This window comes from Sorangiineae bacterium MSr11367 (assembly GCA_037157805.1).
GTDB classification, from domain to species: Bacteria; Myxococcota_A; Polyangia; order Polyangiales; family Polyangiaceae; genus Pendulispora; species Pendulispora rubella.
On sequence record CP089983.1, the window covers coordinates 6,705,832 to 6,727,348 of the forward strand.

The 21,517-nt window shown below is 60.0% G+C and carries 16 protein-coding genes; 6 read left to right on the forward strand and 10 right to left on the reverse strand.

Features of this window, described 5'->3' with window-relative positions; all coding sequences use genetic code 11:
• Positions 1 to 2: 2 nt before the first annotated feature.
• The 10 genes from LVJ94_25785 to LVJ94_25830 all read right to left on the reverse strand — a co-directional run bounded on the left by LVJ94_25785 (position 3) and on the right by LVJ94_25830 (position 9,769).
• On the reverse strand, positions 3 to 1,601 hold the full coding sequence (locus LVJ94_25785) for a hypothetical protein (GenBank protein ID WXB10625.1): 1,599 nt from the start codon (positions 1,599 to 1,601) through the stop codon (positions 3 to 5).
• 13 nt (positions 1,602 to 1,614) lie between these two features.
• Entirely contained in the window at positions 1,615 to 2,712 is a 1,098-nt protein-coding gene (locus LVJ94_25790; GenBank protein ID WXB10626.1) for a hypothetical protein, read from the reverse strand.
• Positions 2,713 to 2,891: 179 nt separating this feature from the next.
• The gene (locus tag LVJ94_25795) at positions 2,892 to 3,716 is read right to left on the reverse strand and encodes a hypothetical protein (protein WXB10627.1); all 825 of its coding nucleotides are present in this window, start codon (positions 3,714 to 3,716) and stop codon (positions 2,892 to 2,894) included.
• Position 3,717: 1 nt separating this feature from the next.
• Entirely contained in the window at positions 3,718 to 4,320 is a 603-nt protein-coding gene (locus LVJ94_25800; protein WXB10628.1) for a hypothetical protein, read from the reverse strand.
• Between the two features lie 10 nt (positions 4,321 to 4,330).
• Complete coding sequence (locus tag LVJ94_25805; GenBank protein ID WXB10629.1) at positions 4,331 to 5,737, reverse strand: hypothetical protein; 1,407 nt, start codon at positions 5,735 to 5,737, stop codon at positions 4,331 to 4,333.
• A 3-nt stretch (positions 5,738 to 5,740) separates the two neighbouring features.
• Positions 5,741 to 6,574, reverse strand: coding sequence for a hypothetical protein (locus tag LVJ94_25810; GenBank protein WXB10630.1), 834 nt, complete (start codon positions 6,572 to 6,574; stop codon positions 5,741 to 5,743).
• A gap of 11 nt (positions 6,575 to 6,585) precedes the next feature.
• Positions 6,586 to 7,509 carry a hypothetical protein gene (locus tag LVJ94_25815; protein WXB10631.1) on the reverse strand — a complete coding sequence of 308 codons (924 nt, stop codon included), beginning with the start codon at positions 7,507 to 7,509 and terminating at the stop codon, positions 6,586 to 6,588.
• 102 nt (positions 7,510 to 7,611) lie between these two features.
• On the reverse strand, positions 7,612 to 8,355 hold the full coding sequence (locus LVJ94_25820; protein ID WXB10632.1) for a Hint domain-containing protein: 744 nt from the start codon (positions 8,353 to 8,355) through the stop codon (positions 7,612 to 7,614).
• 335 nt (positions 8,356 to 8,690) lie between these two features.
• Positions 8,691 to 9,011 carry a hypothetical protein gene (locus LVJ94_25825; protein WXB10633.1) on the reverse strand — a complete coding sequence of 107 codons (321 nt, stop codon included), beginning with the start codon at positions 9,009 to 9,011 and terminating at the stop codon, positions 8,691 to 8,693.
• A 326-nt stretch (positions 9,012 to 9,337) separates the two neighbouring features.
• Entirely contained in the window at positions 9,338 to 9,769 is a 432-nt protein-coding gene (locus LVJ94_25830) for a hypothetical protein (GenBank protein WXB10634.1), read from the reverse strand.
• Between the two features lie 706 nt (positions 9,770 to 10,475).
• Here LVJ94_25830 and LVJ94_25835 point away from each other — a divergent pair.
• The 6 genes from LVJ94_25835 to LVJ94_25860 all read left to right on the forward strand — a co-directional run bounded on the left by LVJ94_25835 (position 10,476) and on the right by LVJ94_25860 (position 21,503).
• Positions 10,476 to 13,379: a protein kinase gene (locus tag LVJ94_25835; protein WXB10635.1), complete on the forward strand. Its 2,904-nt coding sequence runs from the start codon at positions 10,476 to 10,478 to the stop codon at positions 13,377 to 13,379.
• Between the two features lie 348 nt (positions 13,380 to 13,727).
• A complete protein-coding gene (locus tag LVJ94_25840) occupies positions 13,728 to 15,836 on the forward strand; it encodes a prolyl oligopeptidase family serine peptidase (GenBank protein WXB10636.1) in 2,109 nt (702 codons plus the stop codon).
• An 839-nt stretch (positions 15,837 to 16,675) separates the two neighbouring features.
• Entirely contained in the window at positions 16,676 to 17,062 is a 387-nt protein-coding gene (locus tag LVJ94_25845; protein ID WXB10637.1) for a hypothetical protein, read from the forward strand.
• Positions 17,063 to 17,430: 368 nt separating this feature from the next.
• A complete protein-coding gene (locus tag LVJ94_25850; GenBank protein ID WXB10638.1) occupies positions 17,431 to 17,613 on the forward strand; it encodes a sigma-70 region 4 domain-containing protein in 183 nt (60 codons plus the stop codon).
• Between the two features lie 3 nt (positions 17,614 to 17,616).
• The gene (locus tag LVJ94_25855) at positions 17,617 to 18,825 is read left to right on the forward strand and encodes an HlyD family efflux transporter periplasmic adaptor subunit (protein WXB10639.1); all 1,209 of its coding nucleotides are present in this window, start codon (positions 17,617 to 17,619) and stop codon (positions 18,823 to 18,825) included.
• Positions 18,822 to 21,503, forward strand: coding sequence for an ATP-binding cassette domain-containing protein (locus LVJ94_25860; GenBank protein WXB10640.1), 2,682 nt, complete (start codon positions 18,822 to 18,824; stop codon positions 21,501 to 21,503). The genes LVJ94_25855 and LVJ94_25860 overlap by 4 nt, the downstream gene beginning before the upstream one ends.
• Positions 21,504 to 21,517 lie beyond the last annotated feature (14 nt).

A 21,517-nucleotide genomic window follows, 5' to 3' on the forward strand; every position in this document is an offset into this window, starting at 1 on the left:
TGTCAGGAGCCCATCCACTGGGCGAGCTGTTGGAGATACGTATTCAAGTTCTTGTCGACGCCGCCCGCCAAGCTGACGACGCGCGCACCACCGGTGATCACGGCGTTCGCCTTCGGGCCACCGAGATCTTCGTTCATGGCCTTCATGACATCGAAGAGCCGCGCTTTCGACATATTCTCCGCCGCTGCCAGGCGCTGTTCTGCGTTCTGGATGTCGATCTCCATCACGTCTTCCGCGGTTACGTCGCCTTCCGCGCGGGCGCCGGTCGGCGTCCACTCGTACTTGAAGTGGAAGATGTCCCAGGTCTTGTGGAATCCTTCCCAGGACCAGAGAGTGTAGCTGCCCTTCCATTTTGTGAAGATCAAGTTGATGTACGCGTAGACGGACAACTTCCCCGAGAGCGCCGTCAGGTTATTCGACGCCGACAACGACAATGTCAGCTTCGGCTCGTCCGAAAAGTCGACTGCGCCATCACCGCGCAGGGTGAGTTCGTCCTTGAGAAGCGTGAGCGAGCCCTCGATACCCGCGCCCGCAATACCAATGTCGACGCCCAATTGCAAATACGCATCCGCCGCCACGTAGGGACCGGCGAAGCCTCCCAACGCTGTGATCGAGACGTCGTATCCGAATTGAAAGCCCGCCTCGGCTCGGAAGCCGACACGGACCGCCATGGGGATGGGCCCGATACTGAATCGCCATGTAACGCCTTCGTCGATGGAGGCCGCGGTGTACTTCTCGGCCTTGTGCAAAACGTGATTTCCCGACCCGCCCGCGGTGTAGGTGGGATGCCACACGTCCTTCCCTACGACGCGGACGTTGAGCTTCAAGTTGGCATCTTTGGCCTTGCCAGCTTCGCCGCGGGCGTGCGCGCCGAGAACCTCACCGCTCCAGAGTCCCATGAGGCCCGCAGAGAAGCCACCATCGGCGTCGAGCGCCGTAATCTCTCGGCTGCCCTGGAGCGCAAGGCTCGCGTCCCCCGCGATCCAGAATTTGCCCTTGTCGCCCTTTTCGAAGTGCCACGTGCGCTTCTTCATGATGTCCTTCGGCTGCACACGGGCAGCCTGGGGAACCGGGCTCGTAAATGGCGGCTTGTCGGGCAGGTTCACCTTGACGGCGTCGCTATCCGACTTGCGCCACAATTCATCGAGGGCGACGAGGTTCTGCTTGTACGCCTCCCACTTGGCCTCGAGCTCTTTCTTCCGTTTCTCGAGATCGAGTGCGCTCAGCGGGTTCTTGTCGGAATCTTTTTCAATGAGCGCGGCTTGCGCTTGCAGCTGATCGACACACCTGTCGATCTCTTGCAACGTGTACGAACCGCCGACGTCTCGTAGGGTATAGCCCCACGAATTCAGCTTCTGCTCCATGTCATTGATGTCGGCGAAGACGTCCACGGCGAGGCGCTTCTTGCCACCACCGACATCGATCTCTTCGTTCGGCGCGTACTTTTGCCCCGTTTGAGGATTCTCCAGGGGAAAGGCGTGGAACGCGATCGCTGGCTTCTTGACCAACTTGTCACTGCAGTCGAATGCGCTCGCCTCGCGTGCGCCGAAGAAGATGGTCCCGGCCGCGATGACCGCGGTGAAGATTTTCGACAATTTCATATCCGGGCCTCCATCACTTTCCGAGAGCTCGGTTCATGGCCTCGCTCCACCCGAGCTCCACGAAACGAAGACGGGCGTCGTCCATCTGCCCGAGATCCGTCGCGGAGAGCGCGGCGAGAACGGCGAGCTTATCGCACGCCGGCGACGACACGTCACGCGGGCAGACCGTCGGAAGGCGCGTCTTTTCGGTTCGCAAATACTCCCCAACGTATTGCGCTTTGGTGATGCTCGCGTCGCCCGTCAGATCGGCATAGAGCTTCTCGATGCCGGTGCAGAGCTGCTCGACACGGGTCTTCGACTTGCTGACGAATCCCGCCGGGCTGCTCAACTTCGAGATCGCGGTCCGAGCGTCCGTGCAGTCCTTCCGAGCGGGCACAATCTCTTCCATACCGTGGAAGTAAGCAAGGTTCGCGTTGTACCCATTCATCCGGGTGAACCCACCGTTAAGGCGCGCTAGAATGGGGTCGACGGTCTTCTCCGCCGAGAGCAGCGCGTCCACCTGTGCGAGCGTTTGATCGAGCGGGTAGCGCCCCTTGGCGAGAAGCGCTGCCTTCAGCCGCCCATAGACGGCCTTTCTGGAGGTCCCGTCGGTCTGACCCAACTTCTCGAGACGGTTTTCTGCAGTATGCCCTACGTCGTTCAGCATCGCACGGAGTTCCCCCTCACGGCGGACAAGCAGGTTCAACGTATCTTGGTAGCTCGCCATATCGGGCACATTCGGAATATCGGCCGGCGTGGCGATGTAATTGAGGGCAGTATTGGCCAATTGGGTGATCGATTGGGCCTCGATGCCGAGCGCCGTGAGCTCGTCACTCTGGCCTTGCAGGAGTTTCGTGAGGTTATCCTCGAACACTGAATATGGAACGTCGTCTTTGAGATCCGCGAGGGCAAGCACCTTGAGCCACCCCTCGATCCACCCCTGCATTCGTCCGAGCCAGGCTTCCGTTCGCGCTTGCGCGCTTCCCGAGCTTTCGGTGGCGACCGCGCGAGCTTGAATGTATCGCCCGTGCCGCTCGGCCACGAGATTCGCCGCCGACATGCGCGCGACGCTGGCCCGCTCCCGCTCGAGCGGGTCTTGATCCCCCGCCCTCGTCAAGGAGGGGATTGCCATGGTCGCAAAGACCAGAGCTATGGAACAAAATCGTTTTCGATTCATGATCACTCCCGAGACAAAGGGCCCCGGCGTCCAACGGGAGACGGAACGAGCTGGCAGCGCCGGGGATGCCACACACGGCGGCGTTTTGAGTTATTTTGTTATACAGGCACAAACATCAAGAAAAGCAAACCAAACTAAACAGCTGGAAGACTGGCCAACACATCTCTCAAAGTCTGCTCCACAACCAACTGCCACTTCTCGAACCGCTGTACGATGGCGACCCCTTTATCTCTCTCCGTCAGAAGATCCGTGCGGGCCCGGCCAGCAAGCTCGCTGAGATATTGCTCAAATTCCGCCTTCGGTACGGGGATGGGCTGCCGCTCTTGCATGGCCACGAGGCTGTCGTAGAGGGCCCTCCAATGCCGCTTTTTGATCGGATCCGTCTCAGCATCGCGCTTCTTTGCCGTGGCGTCGATGACGACATCGAGCTGTTCCAGATTGAAGGTCGCGATGTTCACGAAATCCTTCGAAAGAACGTAAAGCTGACTTGCCAAATCGAGGATACGGGCCTGGCCTCTCGCCTCGGTGTTCCAAATCTGGATCGTATTGCTCGAGGGCAGCGGGGTGATGTCTTTCACCACCAACGCACAACCGCGCCGGAACGTAAGATGCGATGTCCTTGCTGGATCCGGATCGTACGTCTGCACGTCGCTCTTCGAGGTCAGAACGAAGCTGCCGGGCCCTCCTTGGACGAGTTGTTGATCCGAATTGCCGGCTCTCAGGTGCAAGTTCGATGGGTGGCCGCTGCAACTGAAGTCGTAGTTGACCAGATAATCGGTCTCGAACGGGACGTTGGCATCGGCAAGGACGGTCGCGAGTGTCTTATCCAGAAGCTTGCATTGCTGGAGTACGACGCCATCGTCGACACATTGGAGAAGGTTGCCCGAGTCCGCATTCGCGGGACTGCTGGAGGTGACGGTCGCAAGGGCACCTACAAAGATCTTCCATATGTGCTTCATGTCATGTTCCCCGCGGATACGAATGGAAGTTAAAATCATCGATTGTCAGCGAGGTACCCGGGCCTATCAAGCAGATCGACAGCTGAACTTTATCTCCTTGCTTGACGTCGTACGAGAGACCGATCGGCGCCGTGGCGCTAACTCGATTGTCTTTGTCACCGCGATAGATTACCTCGCCGTCGGACTCCGAATATTTGACCAAATTGAGTTCGCCCGCGTTAACTGGACGTTCAATGACAATAGGGTTCTGTCCAGGCCGGAGGACGGTCAAATTCAGCCCTACGACGAGCGAATCCGGAGCGAACTCGCCAAGCCACCAGATGGACATCTCCGGGACAAAGAGGCCCGGACCAGGGGCATGAGAAACGCTGAGCTGCGGCGTGACGACCGAGCACCCGGTGCGCCACGTGGACGAGTAAGGGACCACTACTTTGCTGCCCTCGCGACGAAGAAAATTTCCTTTCAAGTTGAGTGCTGGTGAGTGAACAACGTAGGTGACGCCGCCGATGTCGTCGAACGTGACGTCTATGTTATCGTCGGCACGGGCCATTCCCGCGCAGAGAATCGATACCGCGAAGACCATTAAGCCTGTGAGCCGCCTCATGAAATAGCTCCTATTTTGTTATATATTTTCCGTAACCCAGTCGGAAAAATTCGAACTGGCCATGACGATAGGGATCTTGGAACTGGCAAAGCGCTGATCCCGATGGGCCGCACGCGCGCGGTGTGAATTCGTCCTTCAATGTTGCCACGAGCGAGTCGTTGAACTCCGCCCCTGCGTGTTTCGTTTCACGAAGGTTGACCACGCGGGCCAGTGCCATCGGAGACACCCAGGATGTCGCACCGAAAAAGCCGGGGCGCTGCTGGTTCACCAGCGGCTCGATGCCCATACCGAGCGGCCAGACAATCATCGGGGGTGTGGCGTTGCATCGCCGGAGTGTTTCGCACCCCCAAACGAAGAACGCGTCGGCCTCCGATTGTCGCGGTGCGATGTTGATACCGGTGATCTTCTCGGAGCCCTCAGGGCCGGCGCCCGAATCCACCGACTCGATCACACCGACCCGGACGCGATTGGGGAAATCCGCGCTCGGCAGATCGAATGGAGACGTCAACGGGTCATTGTAGTAACCGGCGTTGGTCGCAATGACGCCTGGGGTGCCGAAATAAGCCCGATACAGGGGACGCATCGTCTCGTAGAGATTGCGGAGCACCTCGCGCGACGGAGCCGGTGTCTGGCACCTGGTTGCCCACTTGTCGGGTGATGGGATAACGACACCGGAGCTTACGTTGACGTACTTGATGTTGTATTCCGCGATGGCGTTTCGAATGGCGTCGGCAGTCTGCTTGAATCGCGATGTGAGCTCGGACAACAGTGCGGGTGAATTCGGCTCCCGGCAGATGCGGTCCATGGGAATACCGGACCATTCGGGGCCGTTGCCATCGAGGAACACGATGGGGTTCCGCGGAGCCAAGTCTACCGTCATTGCCGAAACGATCTGTCCGTGGTGCGCGACCGAGTAAGGGGAAAACCTCTTTTCGATCTCTTCGCCGATGGGCTGAAGCGCCGCGGCCGGTATGAATGCCGGGTCCGAGAAATCCTCGAGGGTCGTCGCCAGCGATTGCGGTATGGGCCAACTGGCCGAGACACGATCGACCCCGGTTGCGGTGAGTTGCAGCAGCGCGCGAACGCGATGCCTGTAGCGCTGGAGAAACGCCCACGTTGAGAATCGGTCGAACTCATCCACGATCAGGATCGCTTCATTGGATCCGTTCTCGATCCTCTCGTCACTGCCGTCGATTCGAACGTTGACAGTTGGACAGTCCGAGGGATCGAGGTCCGCGCTGCAGTGGTCATTCGCGAGCCGCTCGCGCGCCTCGACGATCCGCTGCTCTAGGGAACCGAGCGAGGAATCTGCATGGTCGACCGGAGGCGGAGATTCAGTAATCCCGGGATCTCCGGAGCAAGCAAGGACGCCATTCGCGAAAAGCGCGGCAAGAATGCCGAAACAAAGCGATTTCATGATTCAACCTCCGGAGAGTCCCAGTGTTTTCTCGACCAGGTCGCGCGCCTCGAGAGGGCTCATTTTGCTGCCCCCCATCCCGAGGAGGATCCCGTAGCCCACGTTCGCGAGCGTGTCGTGGCTGAGTGTGGGGTGCGCAGGATCGATCCCAATCTGCGAGAGAACGCGCTGCGGGTTCGACTGGAAATACTCGGGCCCAGTCGCACGAAAGGTCTCGCGAAGCACGTCGACGAGATCTTCCGTGCGACCTTGACTGGCCCCTTCTTTCGTATCGAGCGATTGTGCCAACTTTTGGGCAATGCGGAGACCGTACTCCGGCTCACCTCCCCGTGCGGCCTCGGAGACAACCTTGGTCGCATAGAATCGCGCCTCGGCCGAGAATTCGTCGCCGAATGCCGCCTTCGCATATCCGGGTTCGGTCAGCGTCCTCTCGATCACCTCGCGCCCCTCTCGCGACGCGAGAATGGCTCGAGCTTCTTCGCGTCGCACCCGCTCCTGCGTCACCAAGCCGCGCACGGCATACATCTTCGACAGGTGAACCTTTGCCTCTCCCACGGCCTGGGCAAGGGCCTTCCCGCTCCGCTCAGGTGCCGCGACCTGCGAGCTCGCTGCAGCGCTCCTCGCGAGCTCTTCGGCGTACACGCGGTCGGCCGCAGCTTCGAGCTTTGCTGGAATAATGGACGGCTGTTCGTTTGGCGTGGCTGCAGCGGCTACCTCCGTCGTCCGCGACATGTTGCGCGAACGCGCGACGAAACCTGCCGCGACGGCCGCCGCCACCAGAAGGCCGACCCCACCAAAGAAGTATTTCCGGTTCCCGTTTCGAAGATGATATTTCACAGCATGCCTCCTTATTCGGCGCGGAGCTGGATGGCTTTTTCCTCTTCACTGCCGATGACGGCCTGAAGCTCGTTGTCGCCCGCGAGCACGCCTTCCGCAACAACGATGTGCCCCAATAGGTCTCGGGTATGCATCTTCACGTTGTATACGTCTCCGACAGCCGGAGTGCGATAGATGCCATGAATCGCGACCGAGCTCCCGCTCGAACCAACGAACGAGTCCTCAGCAGCGACATTCTTCGCCTTTACGATTTGCCCAGACGCCAGCACCATGGGGTGCTCTTCCGTCACGGAGAGTTCACGGCCATTGGCAAGATCGAAAGTGACCAGGTCGTGCATTTCGGGCCCTTTGATCGACATCTCGACGGGCGTCGAAACCAGATTTGGTGTGCGCAGCGCGGAGCCTTCGTCGAGTGTCAGAAGCTGCGTCCCCTCGTTCACCTGGTTGATTGCGACCTCACCGACCACCCCCCCCGTAGCGAGCTGCGTATCGCTGGCGAAGCATCCCACGGGGCAAATTGAGCGGACTTTGCCGGCGATGACCATCGGGCACCAGTGCCAGTAACGCGTCCAGTCCCTCGCTGCGGTGTTCATCAACCCCTGATTGAAAGTGTCGTCGATCATTGCGTCGCACTCCTCTTGCGAGAGCGCAGAAAAGCATCGCGTTGCGGGGTGAGAACCACCCGAATCGTGGGTTTGCTCCCAGGCCTTGCAGGCGAAGACGGTCCAATCTGCATTCGCGGGAGCTGCGCCTGGGCAATTCGGATCCTGAAACGGCGGAAAGTCTTGGGGAAATGCCGCTGCGACGACCGCGCTTTGCGTCGAAGCCGCTGGCGCGTCCTCCGCTGCGTCCTCGATGTTCGTCGCAGCGCACGCCGTCGCGATCAAAGAAAATGTACTCGTTACAACGATTGTCTTCAGCAGTTTGATGTTCATGATGTCGTCCACAGTAATAAGTCGAACGTTGGAATTCATAATAGGTCGACAACCGAGCTCGACTTGCGACATCGGTTGCCGATTTCAATGATTCAGGAACCGCTATTCCCGACGCGCGCTAATCGCCATCTCCTCTTCACCATCGACCGCGTTCTGAAGATAGTTGTCACCCGCGAGGACGCCCTCTGCGACGACAACGTGTCCTTCGAACGAGCTTGACTTCATCCTGACGTTGTACACATCCGATGTTGCCGGTTCGCGGTAAATGGCGAGAACGGGCACCGAGGCGCCCGTGGCATCGACGAAGGCGTCGCTAGTGCGAACGTTTCGGGCCTTCACAAGGCGCCCCGATGCGAGCACCATCGCATGATTCTCCGTGACACGAAGCTCACGGCCATTCGACAGCTGGAAGATGTAGAGGTCGTGCGCCTCGGGGCCGCGAATCGCCATGTCGATGGCTCGTCCCTGAAGATTTGGGCGTGCCGTGCTCGAATTATCGGACAACGTCTTCAGCGCGACACCTTCGCTCGCTTCGGAGATCGAGAGCTCACTGCCCTCCCCGTCCGTCAACTGCGTATTTCCTGCGAAGCATCCTGCCGGACATACGGACTGAATCTTTCCTGCGTAGACCAACGGACACCATTGCCAATACGTGTTCCACTGTTGCGCCTTCAAGGTGGTGAGGCCCTTGTTGTAAGCATCATCGATCATGGCCTTGCAATCGGCCCACGGGATACCCTCGAAGCAGCGGGAGGCGGCATGCGACGACCCACTGGAGTCGTGCGTCTGCTCCCATGCCTTGCACGAAAAGACGGTGTAATCGGCATTGGCTGGCGGCGCAGCCACGGGACAAGTCGCGCTGTGAGTAGGCGGGTAATCCTGTGGAAAGATCTTCGGGGGTGGTTTGGTCGGAGGGTCCGGCGGATCGGGGTCCCGGCAACAAGCCTGCTGCGTCGTTCCAGCGGCCCCTTCTTCCTCGGCGCCGATTTCGCCCGTCTGCGAGCTGCACGCGCCAACGAACACCGCGACCGCCCCAAGTGACGCTAATGGTATCAAAGCTCTGTAGATCATCATTACGTTTCCTCGCAAAAGTTTCTAAATGACGCTGAAGCCTGATTTGCCCTTCTCGCAATTCCGTACGATTACGCATGGGTACCGTTGCCAGCAGCGGCGGTTGGTACTCACGAGATGAAGATGGTGATGTCGCGTGTCGAGAGACTTGACGTCGAAGCCATCGCGTTGCGCAATTCGGACTCATCCGAGTGCGGCAGGTTCGAATCAACCAGAGGACCCGCCGCGAAAATTCTAGTCAGGTCCGATGCGAGTTCGCCCAGAATCGGCTGCGGCGGCGTCGTGCAGATCCAGGTCCTTTTTCTTGCCCATCTTGCTGGACTTGACCGTTGGGTCTCTTCGAGATCGTGAAAAATCAGCACAACTGATTCATAAATGTTTCCTCTCAGCCAGTGCATGTGCCGCTCACCCGCATAAAGCGACCGACCCATTTCAGCATTTCTCCGCAGGCGGAAGAGGGCATTGGGGCTACGGCGCCGAGACAAGTCGGCCGGTTTATAGGGGTGAAGGGCTTGGATACCTACGTCGACAAGATCTTGGAACCGTCAGTTTTGTCCGCGGCGCTAAACCACGGCGTTCTCATCGTCGAACAATCTCCGCCACCAAGCTGCGAGCGAGGGGCACGAGTACATTTCGGCGGCCGCGAGGGCCGGGCTCTGCACGAGGGCAGAACCGTCCGTCACGTCAATCTCGGGTCACCACCTCGCAAGAATCCGGGGGGCACCGCGCCCTCTCGTCAAATAAGGCGTGCATCCCGTCACTGGCCGAGTCGGGCACGAATTCCTACGGCGGCTCCGCCGAGGGCGAGCGCTGGGATCGGTCGTACGCCACTTTCGTCGGGACCTAGCGAGTGGACGAACGTGTTTCGTCCATTCGGCTGTAGTTGTCGAGCAACGTTCGGCGCCACCGAAAGTGCATCTGCGACTCGACGTAAATCGTTGCGCCATTTCGCAAACTTCATGACTTCTGCAAAGTCGCCCGCGATATAGGCATCATTTTCATGCTCCAATAGGCGAAACGCGGCTTCCTCGAGCGCGAGAACGAGCTGCTCGAGAGACTGGTCAAGAGTCGCGAAGGATTGGAGGTGCATTTCGCTCCCATCTGGAGAGAAGGCAATGTCAGCGACGACGTTTGTTTGGCGACCGCGCAATTCCACGTGCGGAGCGTTTCCAGCAGCGTACTGCCACATCGTAATACCTCGAGTGCAGAAGAACCGAGCGCCCCCCACGATGGTGGTGGTGGTGGAAGAGGGCATTGGGCCACGCAGGGGGCGCCCAGCGGTACTTAATCCAATCTAGATAGAGATCCTCCGATCCGAACTCCTTCCGTAATTCGAATTGCGCGCAGAACTTCCCTGTGCGGCCGGTTCGCAGCTGGCCGAGCGGTATCAATCAGACTTGGTCACGTTTGGACGGCTCTTTTGTGTGACTGAATCCTCGTTCGGCTCGGTACCGTCGCGAACTGTTCGCGCCTTACTTGGGATAAAGAGAGAAAAGGTCGATCCGCCTGCTTCTCGGCGGACGATTTTCCAAGATAGGTACGACTCCCTACTACCCCCTTGGCGTTCGCGTCCGCGTCATTGCGCTGTCGCCATGGCCTGGCGCATTGCCAACTGCGCGGAGATCAAGATATGCTAGTTCATTTTGCTCTGGCCGGTACGAATCACCTTGCGCTCGCGACCGAGTAGGAGCACCATGCGCCCCGTTAGGGACTGGGCAAGCGGTGCACCACGCGTCCCCGCCCAGAGGACTACTTGGGGAGGTTTGAGGTTTTGGTAGCAACCGTCGGAATTCGCGGGCCGAAAGGAACGACGTGCGGGTGCCCCCTATGAAGAACGGTGTCGCCGTATGCTGCTCCACCGGTCACGCGGCCGGCGGAGGCTGGAGTGGCCTGTCGTGAGCACGGTAACGCCTGTGACCGTGGTCCCGGAAGAATCGCAAGACGGTGTGGCCGTCCACGCATCAATTGACGACCTGAAAATCGGCATTCGAATCCTGAACGTCCGTCTGGACCGTCTCCTTGAACGCACTGCCGATTGGGGCCTCTACCTAGGAGACGACGAGGAGCGCCTCCACCTCGTTCTGATGGCGGTCGGAACATCCAAAGAAGCGCTCGAACACTGCTTGTCGGGGCCAGCGGCCGAAGGGAAAGTGATTGAAAGAGCGACATTCCGCTCACTGCACGTCGCCGTGCTGGTGGTTGACGAGCAGCACTGCATCCGCTTTGCAGGCCAACTCGAGTCGCTGCAGGAGGCAAGGGACAAAAGCTCGACGCTTCCGTCTCAACGAAATGGCGTGCTCGTCCACGACAGCCTCTTTGCCGCGCGGTATCGCGTCGGCGCCGTGCTGGGCCGCGGCGCAACAGGCGAAGTCTATCGCGCCCACGATCAGACCCTCCAACGCGCAGTTGCGCTCAAAATTCTTCGCCTCGACGAACGAGAGACGCATGCGCACAGAGAGGAGGCGAAACGGCGCCTGCTCCGGGAGGCACGGGTCGTCTCGGCGCTCAAGCATCCGCACATCGTGGAGCTCTACGATGCCAGCGAAAATGCAGGGCTTCCCTACTTGGTGCTCGAACTGTGCGAGGGCGGCAATCTGCGGAAAGCGATGATGGCGCCAGCGACACAGGAGGAGCGCGAACGCTGGGTAACCGAGATCGCCCAGGCGCTCGCCTGTGCCCATGACCAGGGAATCGTTCACCGCGACATCAAACCGGAGAACATTCTCCTAACGACCGACCGACTAGTAAAAGTGGCCGACTTTGGGATCGCAAAAGCAAAAGAGCGCCGTGATGCCCCAAATACAACGCTCGGTATTGTCGGGACACCTCCATATATGGCTCCTGAGCAACTCATTGGAAGTGCAGTCGATGGGCGGGCGGACCAATACGCATGGGGGTTGGTCGCATACGAGCTGTTGACAAAGAGACATCCGCGGTTGCGCGAAAGCACCAGCCCACCCGCAAACAATGACCAGGGCCTCCCTCCCAACCTGAGCCACGTGCTGGCGCGCGCGATGACCACGGATCCCGCGGGCCGATATTCCGATTTTCACGAGCTCCTCTCCGAACTGCGCCCGGCGCCTCAACGCACCAAGCGCCGCTTCGCTCTCGCAGCAATGGCCCTAATCGCGGCATCCAGCATCATCAGCATTGCATGGACGATATGGCGACATCCGGCCGACACGTCCGCGAGGAGTGCTCCCCCCGCAATCGTTCCGTCAGCAAATTCCGCGGACGGACATGCAAGCCTGTTTGCGGCACCTCCGGAGACCGTTCGTGCCGAAGCACGCACGTCCTACGAAGCAGCCATTCAGCTCTGGAAAGACGCTTCGCCTCAAGAAGCCCTTGATGCCCTCCAACGAACCACAGAACTGGATCCGTCGTTCGCCCAAGCTCACCTGCTGTACGCTCTACTCGACCAGGTCACGCCGTCGGCCCGCCAGCATCACCAGCTCGCCGCACAATACCGAACCAAACTATCCCGTAGGCAGCTTGATTTGCTCGAAGCGCTTACGCCGTCGCTTCAAGATCCGATGGACCTCGAAGAAACGAGAACGCGACTCGAACATCTAGAAGCAAGTGTTCCCCAGGATCCCGATATCTCTTTATTCATTGCAAGTCGATATCTGGAAGGTTGGAACGGCAAGCGTGCACTACCAGCTGCCGAGCGCGCGATTGGCGTCGTACAGCCCGCACGTCCTATTGCGCGCCTTATGCGTGCACGCGCCCTCGCAAAATTGGATCGATTCGATGAGGCTCGAGCTGAATACCGGGACTGCATTTCTTCATCGTTGTCGGCCACCGGGTGCCTACGATGGCACGCGAGGCTCGAAGCAGGCGCCGGGCGCTGCCAGGATGTGGAGCGACTGGGTCGGCGGCTTATGGCAGCAGCACCAAACAACCCGGACGGCTACTACTTCCTTGCAGGAGGCCTGGCTGGACAATCGGCTGCGAGTTCAGCGATGCGGGACGCGCTCAACCCCCGCTGGCAGCTCGCTCCGCAAGACGAACGCCCCTGGCTTCGCCTGGAGGAGACGTTCTACATTCAGGTAATCTCTGGCGCCTTTGACGACGCCGAACGAACACTGACCGAATGGGAGGCAGAGGCACAACACTTCACCGATGCTGAACACCATGGGATGCCGGCCGGTCAACGTCTTTTACTCAATCTCGAACTTGGGCGCAAATCGCGAGTAGCGACGCTCGCTCACGCGTATCTCGAGCGAAGCCGCGCGTGGACAGAGAGCGGATTAACCGTTTTCGATATCGAAGCGGAGCGATTTTTGTACTTTGCTGGTGCGATCAGTCGCGAAGAGTTTGCACACTTCCGCGACGACTGGCTGTTGGCTGCGCAGCACCGGCGCATCGGTTGGCAGGATATGGATCTCTACCAATGGTATGAAGCGTTTGTACAACCAGTCTTTGATCGAGACGATGCGCTGCTCGCAATCTCACGCCGACCACCTGGTTTGGTTCCCGATCGGGAGATTATGAATCCGGAGGCGATGTTCAGGGTTGGCCGGATGTATCTTTTGGCAGGGCAAGCACCAGAGGCACTCCCTTTTTTGAAGATGTCGGTCGATGCTTGCTTTTATAGATTTCCCATTCCACGCATGTGGGCACGACTCGAGTATGCGCGGGCATTGGTGCAAACTGGCGAGCCCGCCGAAGCCTACAAGCAACTTCAGACAGTTACTCAACGTTGGGGACGCGATACACGCAGTGCAACCGGCACCGAGGCGCGTGAGCTCGTTGCTCGCCTGTCCTTGGCAAATACACGAAAGGAAACTGTAAAATGAAACACGACACTCACCAACTTGACACGCACGAACTCGATACGGACGAAGGTGGGAGCGAGCAGTCGAAACGGTCGAAAGCAACGACCGAACCGTCCGGAAAAATGAAACTCGTCCACAAGGTCCTCGCGGTGCGCTCGAGTATTCGTGCAGGCGGAGGGCCGGCGATCTGGGGTGGTGGACAATGATGAAAACGTCGTCGTGGAGGACACCCGGCTATTGAGGTTTGAATGGGGCTCATCCATATCGCACAGCGACCGGTACACTATGAATACTATCAAATTGATTTCATCATCAGTAATCCTGTTTGGTCTTGCGTGTGGCAATTCGAGCCCCCCTGCTGCCGTCCCCATGACTGATTCCACCAAGCTCGCGAAGCCTCTTGTCGGCGAGTCGCCACCGATCACTGCTGTCCGACCGGTGGTCGACACATATTTTGGCGTCGATGTGACGGATCGATATCGTTGGATGGAGGACCCGAAATCCACGGAGTATGCGGCGTGGCTCTCCAGCCAAGATGGCTATGCCCGAGGGCTGCTCTCGCACGTCCCCGGGCGCTCGGCCCTTCGCGATGACCTTCTTGCTGCCACGAAGAGTAGCGATGCGATCGTCGACGTGCGAGAAACGGAAACTGGGACATTCCTGGCGCGCAAAGCTGGCGGCGCCCCCTCCGCGGCGTTGTACTTCCGCCCGCGGAATTCTTCAGATGAAAAGCTCATCTTTGATCCGTCGAGCGCTCCTTCGGCCCATACCTCCCTGGACTCGTTCGTTCCATCGCCAGGCGGAGCGTTCGTCATTGTCATGACGTCGAGCGGCGGTACCGAGGAGCGGACACTCCGTGTAATTCGTACCAGCGATGCGAAAGACCTCCCGGATCGAATCGAACATCTGCGGATGATGGATGTCGCTTGGCTTCCAAATGCGCGGGGCTTCACATATACTCGTTATCCTCATGGTGCCGACAAAGCCGACCCCTTCTCGCGCTATCATAATGCCGAGGTAGCCCTTCATCTATTGGGTAAAATCCCCGAGCAGGACCGAACAGTGTTTGGCGGCGCGTCTCTCGGCGGCGCTCCCGAAGACGATCCAGAAGTTGCCTTCACCGAGGGAAGTGATACCGCCATAGGGATCGTTCACCATGGCGTGGCCAGAGAGCTCTCGCTTTATGTGAAGCCGGCATCTCAACTGGCGACTACGAGCAATTGGCGCAAGATCGTTTCGCCCGAAGAGCAGATTACGCAAGCGGCGGTACATGGAAACGAGCTATATGTCCTTTCTTTTCGGAATGCCAACCGTGGTCGAATCTTGCGTACACGAGCCAACGCTCCCGATATCGCCGGTGCGACTCCCATCGTGCCGGAAAGCGAGGATGTACTAGAAGAAGTTCGGCCGGCATCGGATGGTATCTTCGCGCTAATACTCCGTCGTGGGGTACATCGACTCCTTCATATTGCCAGCGACGGTACACGGACCGAGGCAGCGTTGCCGGCTGAATTGTCCGTGGAGACCTTCTCGTCGCGCCCCACCGCCACAAGCACCATGATGCGTGTCGAGGCGTATACCCAATCACCGACTTGGATGAAATGGGATGCAGAACGCGATACTGCGCCTACCACGCTCCCATTCAATCCTCCGCCAAAAGCCTTCGCGAACGTGCGCGTTGAGCGCACTACTGCGACGAGCAAGGACGGCACTCAAGTCCCTATTACTCTTCTTGTGCCTAAAGGGAGTGAGCGGGATGGAAAACAGTACGTTTGGCTTCTCGGCTACGGTGCGGGTGGATACACTCTATCCCCCGAATTCTACCCAGTTCGAGACGCCTGGCTGAAGCGCGGAGGTATTTGGGCCCTCGCCCACGTTCGCGGTGGTGGGGAGAATGGTGCTGAGTGGCACCGGGCAGCCATGAAGGGCAATAAAGAGCGCTCGATTGATGATTTCATTGCCTGCGCTGAGAAGCTCATCGCTGACGGATACACCACCTCGTCGCATTTGGTTGCGAATGGAGTGAGCGCCGGAGCCATGGTTGCAGGTGGTGCGATGACCCGACGTCCGGAGCTCTTTCGAACTGTTGTCTTAATTTCCGGTGCAACGAACGTCCTTCGAATCGACACTTTGCCGTCAGGAGCGGAAAACGCAAAAGAGTTCGGTTCCACGACAACCAAGGACGGATTCGAAGGCCTCCTCAAAATCGACACCGTTCAACGCGTGCGTGATGGGGTTTCTTATCCGGCGGTTCTCCTCCAGGTCGGGGCAAATGACCCTCGACTACCGACGTGGCAATCCGGAAAGCTTGCTGCGCGCCTTCAAGCAGCATCAAGCAGCGGGCATCCTGTATTGTTGACCGTTGTCGCCAACCAGGGACACCAGAGCACCACGGCGGACCAGCTCGTTGACCGGTACACGGATGCCTACGCTTTTGTCTTTTGGCAACTTGGACACCCCGACTTTCAACCGCGATGAGTCAAATGATGGAATCCCCCCCACTCGGGCATGATGTGGAGACTTGGGTCTGGCCACTCAACCTCACCCAGTTTCGCAATCTACACTGGTTCCAGCAGCCGTTCATTCGCGAACGAGGGCCGTCATCGCTGGGTGCGTACGCAGATGTTGGTCCAAGGGCTTCGGATGACGGAGATTGGCTTCTATCTCTCGGCGGCTCGCCCCAGGTTCCGATCTTTGCGAATGGACGGCTCGTCAACAAGGCATCTATGTCGCTTGCGGATGCGAACAAATTCTATCATGCGAACCAGACGGTGCACGTTGAGAATCCGGAGTGCCTCATGCTGAGTGCGCAGGCTCTCGCTCGAACTTTCGACTTGCCGCCCTCCCATGTCAGCTGCAACTTATATCTCTCCAGTCGCGATTGCTTTACACCGATGCATTTTGACGCGACCGACACCTTCGTCATTCAGCTCCGTGGTACAAAGGTATGGCGTATTGCCGAAAATTCGACAGCGCCACTGCCTCTTGGACACACTGGCCTCCTTCAGCGACCGGTGCCACCTGCCATTCGGAACTACGCACCGAACGAATGGCCGACTGAGATACCTGCAAACACACGCGAGATCGTTGCAACGCCAGGGACGGTCTTGTACGTGCCGCGAGGGTTCTGGCATGCGACAGAGACAAGGTCCGATTCGATATCAGCGCACATCCATTACCGAGCCGTCTGCTGGGCGGACCTGGTTGAGGACATGGTTCATCGTGTACTCATTCGGCGGCCGGAGTGGCGACGCAATGCATTTGGGTTAGGCCGTAATCCGAATGAACGTCGTCGCGCGGAAGTCGAACTTGGGCCTATGTTGTCGCAGATTGCGGAGGAAATCGCGGGCCTGAGCGTTTCGGACGTAATTGGTCCGGTCGAGTGCGATGAACTCGACATTCAAGAGGGCCAACGCAATGCCGTTTACAAGCGCGTCGCCCAGGGTGGTATCGGGATCGAGTCAAGGTCTGCCGGCGAGACGAAGCACGTGCGGTTGATGGCCTCAACGCCGCTTGTTGAACGTGCCGTCGAATACGAGGTACCCAAAGAGTTCGCCAACGCTTGTCTCTGGATATCCCGGCGCCGACTCAGCGAGCGCTTTGGGTTTGACGACATTTGCCGGCTCGGACTGTCGGAAAAAGATGCGGAGGAGCTACTCGCTACAGTGGCCGCGGCGGGGATCATCGAACGAGTCGAGGGCTGATTCGAATGCTCCCCACACTGCGCTCCAGATTCGTCGCCGAACTTCTTCCCTCAATTCGAGCCGGTATTCGGCCGCTTCATCTGCGTCGATGCTACGCAGACGACGCCCTCCAGGAGTCTTTGATCGCTCTGTTACCTCACCTCGATCGACTTTCCGGGATGCCAGAAGCCGAGCGGTTTGCGTACGTATTCATAGTCGCATCCCGCGTCGCCACCGCCGTGCGTCGAAATGTCGGGTTGGAGGCGGCGCGAGCCTCGGACGAAGAGGTCCGAGCATGGGAACTTGATGTCTTGCGCCGGGCCGCAACGCCGGAGGACTTGCTCCGAGCGGCCGAGGGCGCCGCAAAAGTTGACGATGCATTGGCCGCCATGAGCACAACGGATCGCAAGGTCGTGCTTGCGCTCAACGACGATGGTCTCTCCGAGCGTGATGCCGCCCGGGAGCTCAGTATGACACGCGGACAGGTCGACTACCGCATCCGCCGTGCACGCGAGCTACTAGCGCGCGCATGGCTCGGAACCACATCCTGGGTCGGGCGCAAGCGAGCGTAGTTGATGTCTGAAGCATTTGCTCGAACGTTCCGCGCGCTCGATAGAGGCTCCCGCGCGCGCGCGTCCTTCACGGCCCTGGTCGCTGTCTCCCTTCTCAGCGTTTGGGCAATGTGGCTCTTCACGGCAAAACTCTCGGTTTATGAGACAAGCGAGGCCGCCCGCCTCGAGGTCGTCCGCGCGGCGCACCCGCTTGATGCGCCGATCCCTGGACGTGTCATCAAAATCAACTTCGCCCTGGAACAAGAGGTGGACGAGGGCGATGTGCTCGCCGAATTGGACGCCGAACCGCAACGACTGGCACTGGGTGAGGCAAAGGTAAAGGCGGCAAGCCTTGGCCCGCAGCTCGGCGCAACCCAGGCCGAATTGGCGGCCGAAAATAGGGCGCTCTCCGCCTTTCGAAACCAGGGCGACGCGATTCTCGGCGAGAGCTCGAGTCGTGCCGAAGAGGCGGAGATCGCTACCCGGCTCGCGCGGGAGGAGCTCGAAAGAATCGAGCGACTCTCGGATAGCGGTGCAGTTCCGGAAATTGACGCGGTCCGAGCGAAATCGGACGCCGAGCGGAAGGCAGCGGCGGCCGCGGCGCTTCGCGCGCAACGGACCAAGCGCGAAGGCGAGTGGATTACGGGACAATCCGACCGGCGTATCCGCATTGCCGGACTGCAACGAGACGTAGTCCGGCTCGAGTCAGAGCTCCAGCAAGTCCAGGCGCAGATCGGGTCCATCGAGCACGAAATTGATCGACGCCGCATCCGGGCGCCGGCGAGTGGGCGCGTTGGCGAAATCAGCTCCGTCCGTCCGGGCTCGTTCGTGGACGAAGGTGACCACCTCGGAACCATCGTTGCGCACGGCGATCTGCGAGTAGTCGCCGAGTTCAAGCCGTCCTCGGCGTTCGGACACGTGCGCACTGGCCAGACCGCGCACGTGCGCTTCGATGGCTTTCCCTGGACGGAGTTCGGCGATACGCAGGCGTCCGTCACAGACGTTGCGCGCGAGGTACGCGATGGGCGTGCGCGGGTTGAGTTGAATATCGTGTCCACAAGCGACCGCATTCCGCTGCAACACGGATTGCCGGGAACGGTGGAAATCGAAGTCGAGCAAGCAACACCGGCCGTGCTCGTCTTACGCGCCGTGGGACGGCTTCTTCACCCATCACACAATAGCGACCCAGCGCGGCCAGCCGAGGATCGGCGCAAGCGTATCACCCGGCAATGAGGCGCCGGTTCTTGGCACCCGAGGTCATTCAGACTTCCGCGATGGATTGCGGGCCGGCCGCCCTCAAGTCGCTCCTCGAAGGATACGGAATCAACGTCAGCTACGGGCGCCTTCGGGAAGCGGCGCAAACCGAGGTCGATGGTACGTCGATCGATGTCCTCGAAGATCTGGCCGTTCGCCTTGGGCTCGATGCGACACAAACCATGTTGCCGTTCGAGCACCTGGCGGTGGGCGCCCCGTTTCCAGCCCTCCTTGTAACGAAGGATCCGGTAGGTGCACTGCACTTCATCGTCGTTTGGCGACGCATCGGCCGGTACTTTCAGATAATGGATCCGGGGCGTGGGCGGCTTTGGGCGGACATCACGACCTTGCGGCAGATCACGTTCAAACACGGAATGCCGGTTCCTGCATCGCAATGGCGCACATGGGTCGGAAGCGTAGAGTCGCATCAGGCATTCGCGGCGCGCTTCGCTCGCATCGGCGTCCGAAAGTCGGGAGCAGGACTCCTGGAGCGTGCTCGTACAGACCCATCATGGCGTTCGTTCGGCGCGCTCGATGCGGCCTTGAGGATGACCGCGTCGCTGGTCTCGGAGAAGGTCGTTAAACGCGGGCACGCGGCGAACTCGCTCCTTGCAGCTCTCTTCGACGAAGCGCTGCGCGACCTTGTCGCTGGACATTTCGATTCTGGCGAACCGGTTGTACCACGCTGTTACTGGTCGGCCGCACCGACCGCGACCCCCGAGCACGTCAAGCTCACAGGAGCTGTACTCGTCCGCATCTTCGGCGTCCGCCCAGAGAGAACAGATGCGCGGCTTCCCGCCGACGTAAGGGCTGCCCTTCGCGAGCGGCCCCCGCAACCGTTGCGCCATCTTGGTTCCATCCTCCGCGAGGACGGCGTACTCGCGCCCGGGCTCCTCCTGATGTCCCTCGTCGCCGCAACGCTTGGCGGCGCGCTCGAGGTGCTGCTTCTGCGCGCAGCCATCGACGTCGGACGTCATCTCAATATCGCGGAACAGCGGCTCGCGGGCTTCGGCGTCCTGGCAGCGCTATTTGCCGTCTTGCTCGTGCTCGACGTCTCCCTTTCCGGCGGCGCGCTGCGTATGGGCCGACGGCTCGAGACGCGTCTACGCGTCGCCTTTCTGCGCAAGATACCGCGCCTGCACGATCGCTACTTTCAGTCCCGTCCCATGTCGGACATGGCGCATCGAGCCCATGCCATTCACCCAATCCGCGAGCTTCCACAGCTCGGCGGTCGCCTCTTGCGCAGCACAATGGACCTGCTCGTGGCTGCGGCGGGGCTGGTCTGGATCGATGCTCGCAGTTGGCCGCTCGTCCTCCTAGCGGTGGTGGTCTCCACCGTCGGCCCGTGGTTCGCGCAGCAGACCATGGCCGAGCGCGATCTGCGCGCCCGCTCGTTCGATGGATCGCTCACCCGGTTCTACCTCGATGGCCTGCTCGGGCTGTTGCCGGCGCGAGCGCATGGTGCGGAGAGTGCTGTACGTCGGCAGCACGCGCGGGTGATGATGGAATGGTCCCGAGCTTCGCTCGACCGAATTCGCGCTTCGACGTTCATCGATGCGCTTCAGCAGATCGCTGGTTCGCTTCTAGTCGTCTTTCTCGTATTTGCCTATCTGACGCACGAGCCGGAACCGGCGGCCGTCCTGCTATTCGTCTATTGGGCGCTGAATGTCCCGGTACTCGGGCAGGAAATCACTCGCACCGCGCTTCTTTATCCTTCGATGCGAAATCGGTTGCTTCGCCTCGTGGAACCGCTCGATGCCGTCGAAGAGCCGGAGGCGAACAATGGAAGCCAGCCGGGAGGCCGCGCCCGCTCGGGCGTCGCGGAAGCATATATCGTGTTTCGTAACGTGTCGGTACGCGCGGCGGGACATACGATTCTCGAGGACGTCGATCTCGCCATTCCCAGCGGCGCCCACGTCGCGATCGTTGGTGCGTCGGGAGCTGGGAAATCGAGCCTCGTGGCGTTGCTTCTCGGATGGCATCGGCCCGCCTCCGGTTCTGTGTCGGTGAACGGGCTGCCGTTGCGCGGCGACCACCTGAAACAGGTCCGCAGGCAAACAGCGTGGGTCGATGCCGCCATCCATCTTTGGAATCGGTCGCTTCTCGCGAATCTCGAGTACGGGGCCGTCTCCAACGGCGAACGGCGCGTGGGCACGGTTCTCGAAGATGCCGATCTTCTGAGCCTCCTCGAGCGACTGCCCGATGGCCTTCAAACCAATCTTGGCGAGGGCGGCGCACTCGTGGCCGGCGGGGAGGGACAGCGCGTGCGGCTTGGGCGCGCCATGATGCGCAAGCCGCAGCTGGTTATCCTCGATGAGGCCTTCCGCGGACTGGCTCGTGAGCGCCGGCGCGCGCTCTTGGGGCGCGCGCGCGAGCGATGGAAAGACGCCACCCTCCTCTGCGCGACGCACGACGTGATGGACACACGCGACTTCGATCACGTCATCGTCCTTGTGGATGGCCGCGTCTGCGAGCAGGGACCACCTCGAGCCCTCTGCAAGCGCGCCGATTCGCGATATGCAGCCATGCTTCTTGCCGAGGAGAACGTTCAGCGCAGGATGTGGAACGAAAGCGCCTGGCGAAGGGTCACGGTCCGCAATGGCCAGCTCATGGATGGATCGCCAGAGGCCGCGGAAGAAACCGAGGTGCGACTGTGAGCTCGCCCATCATG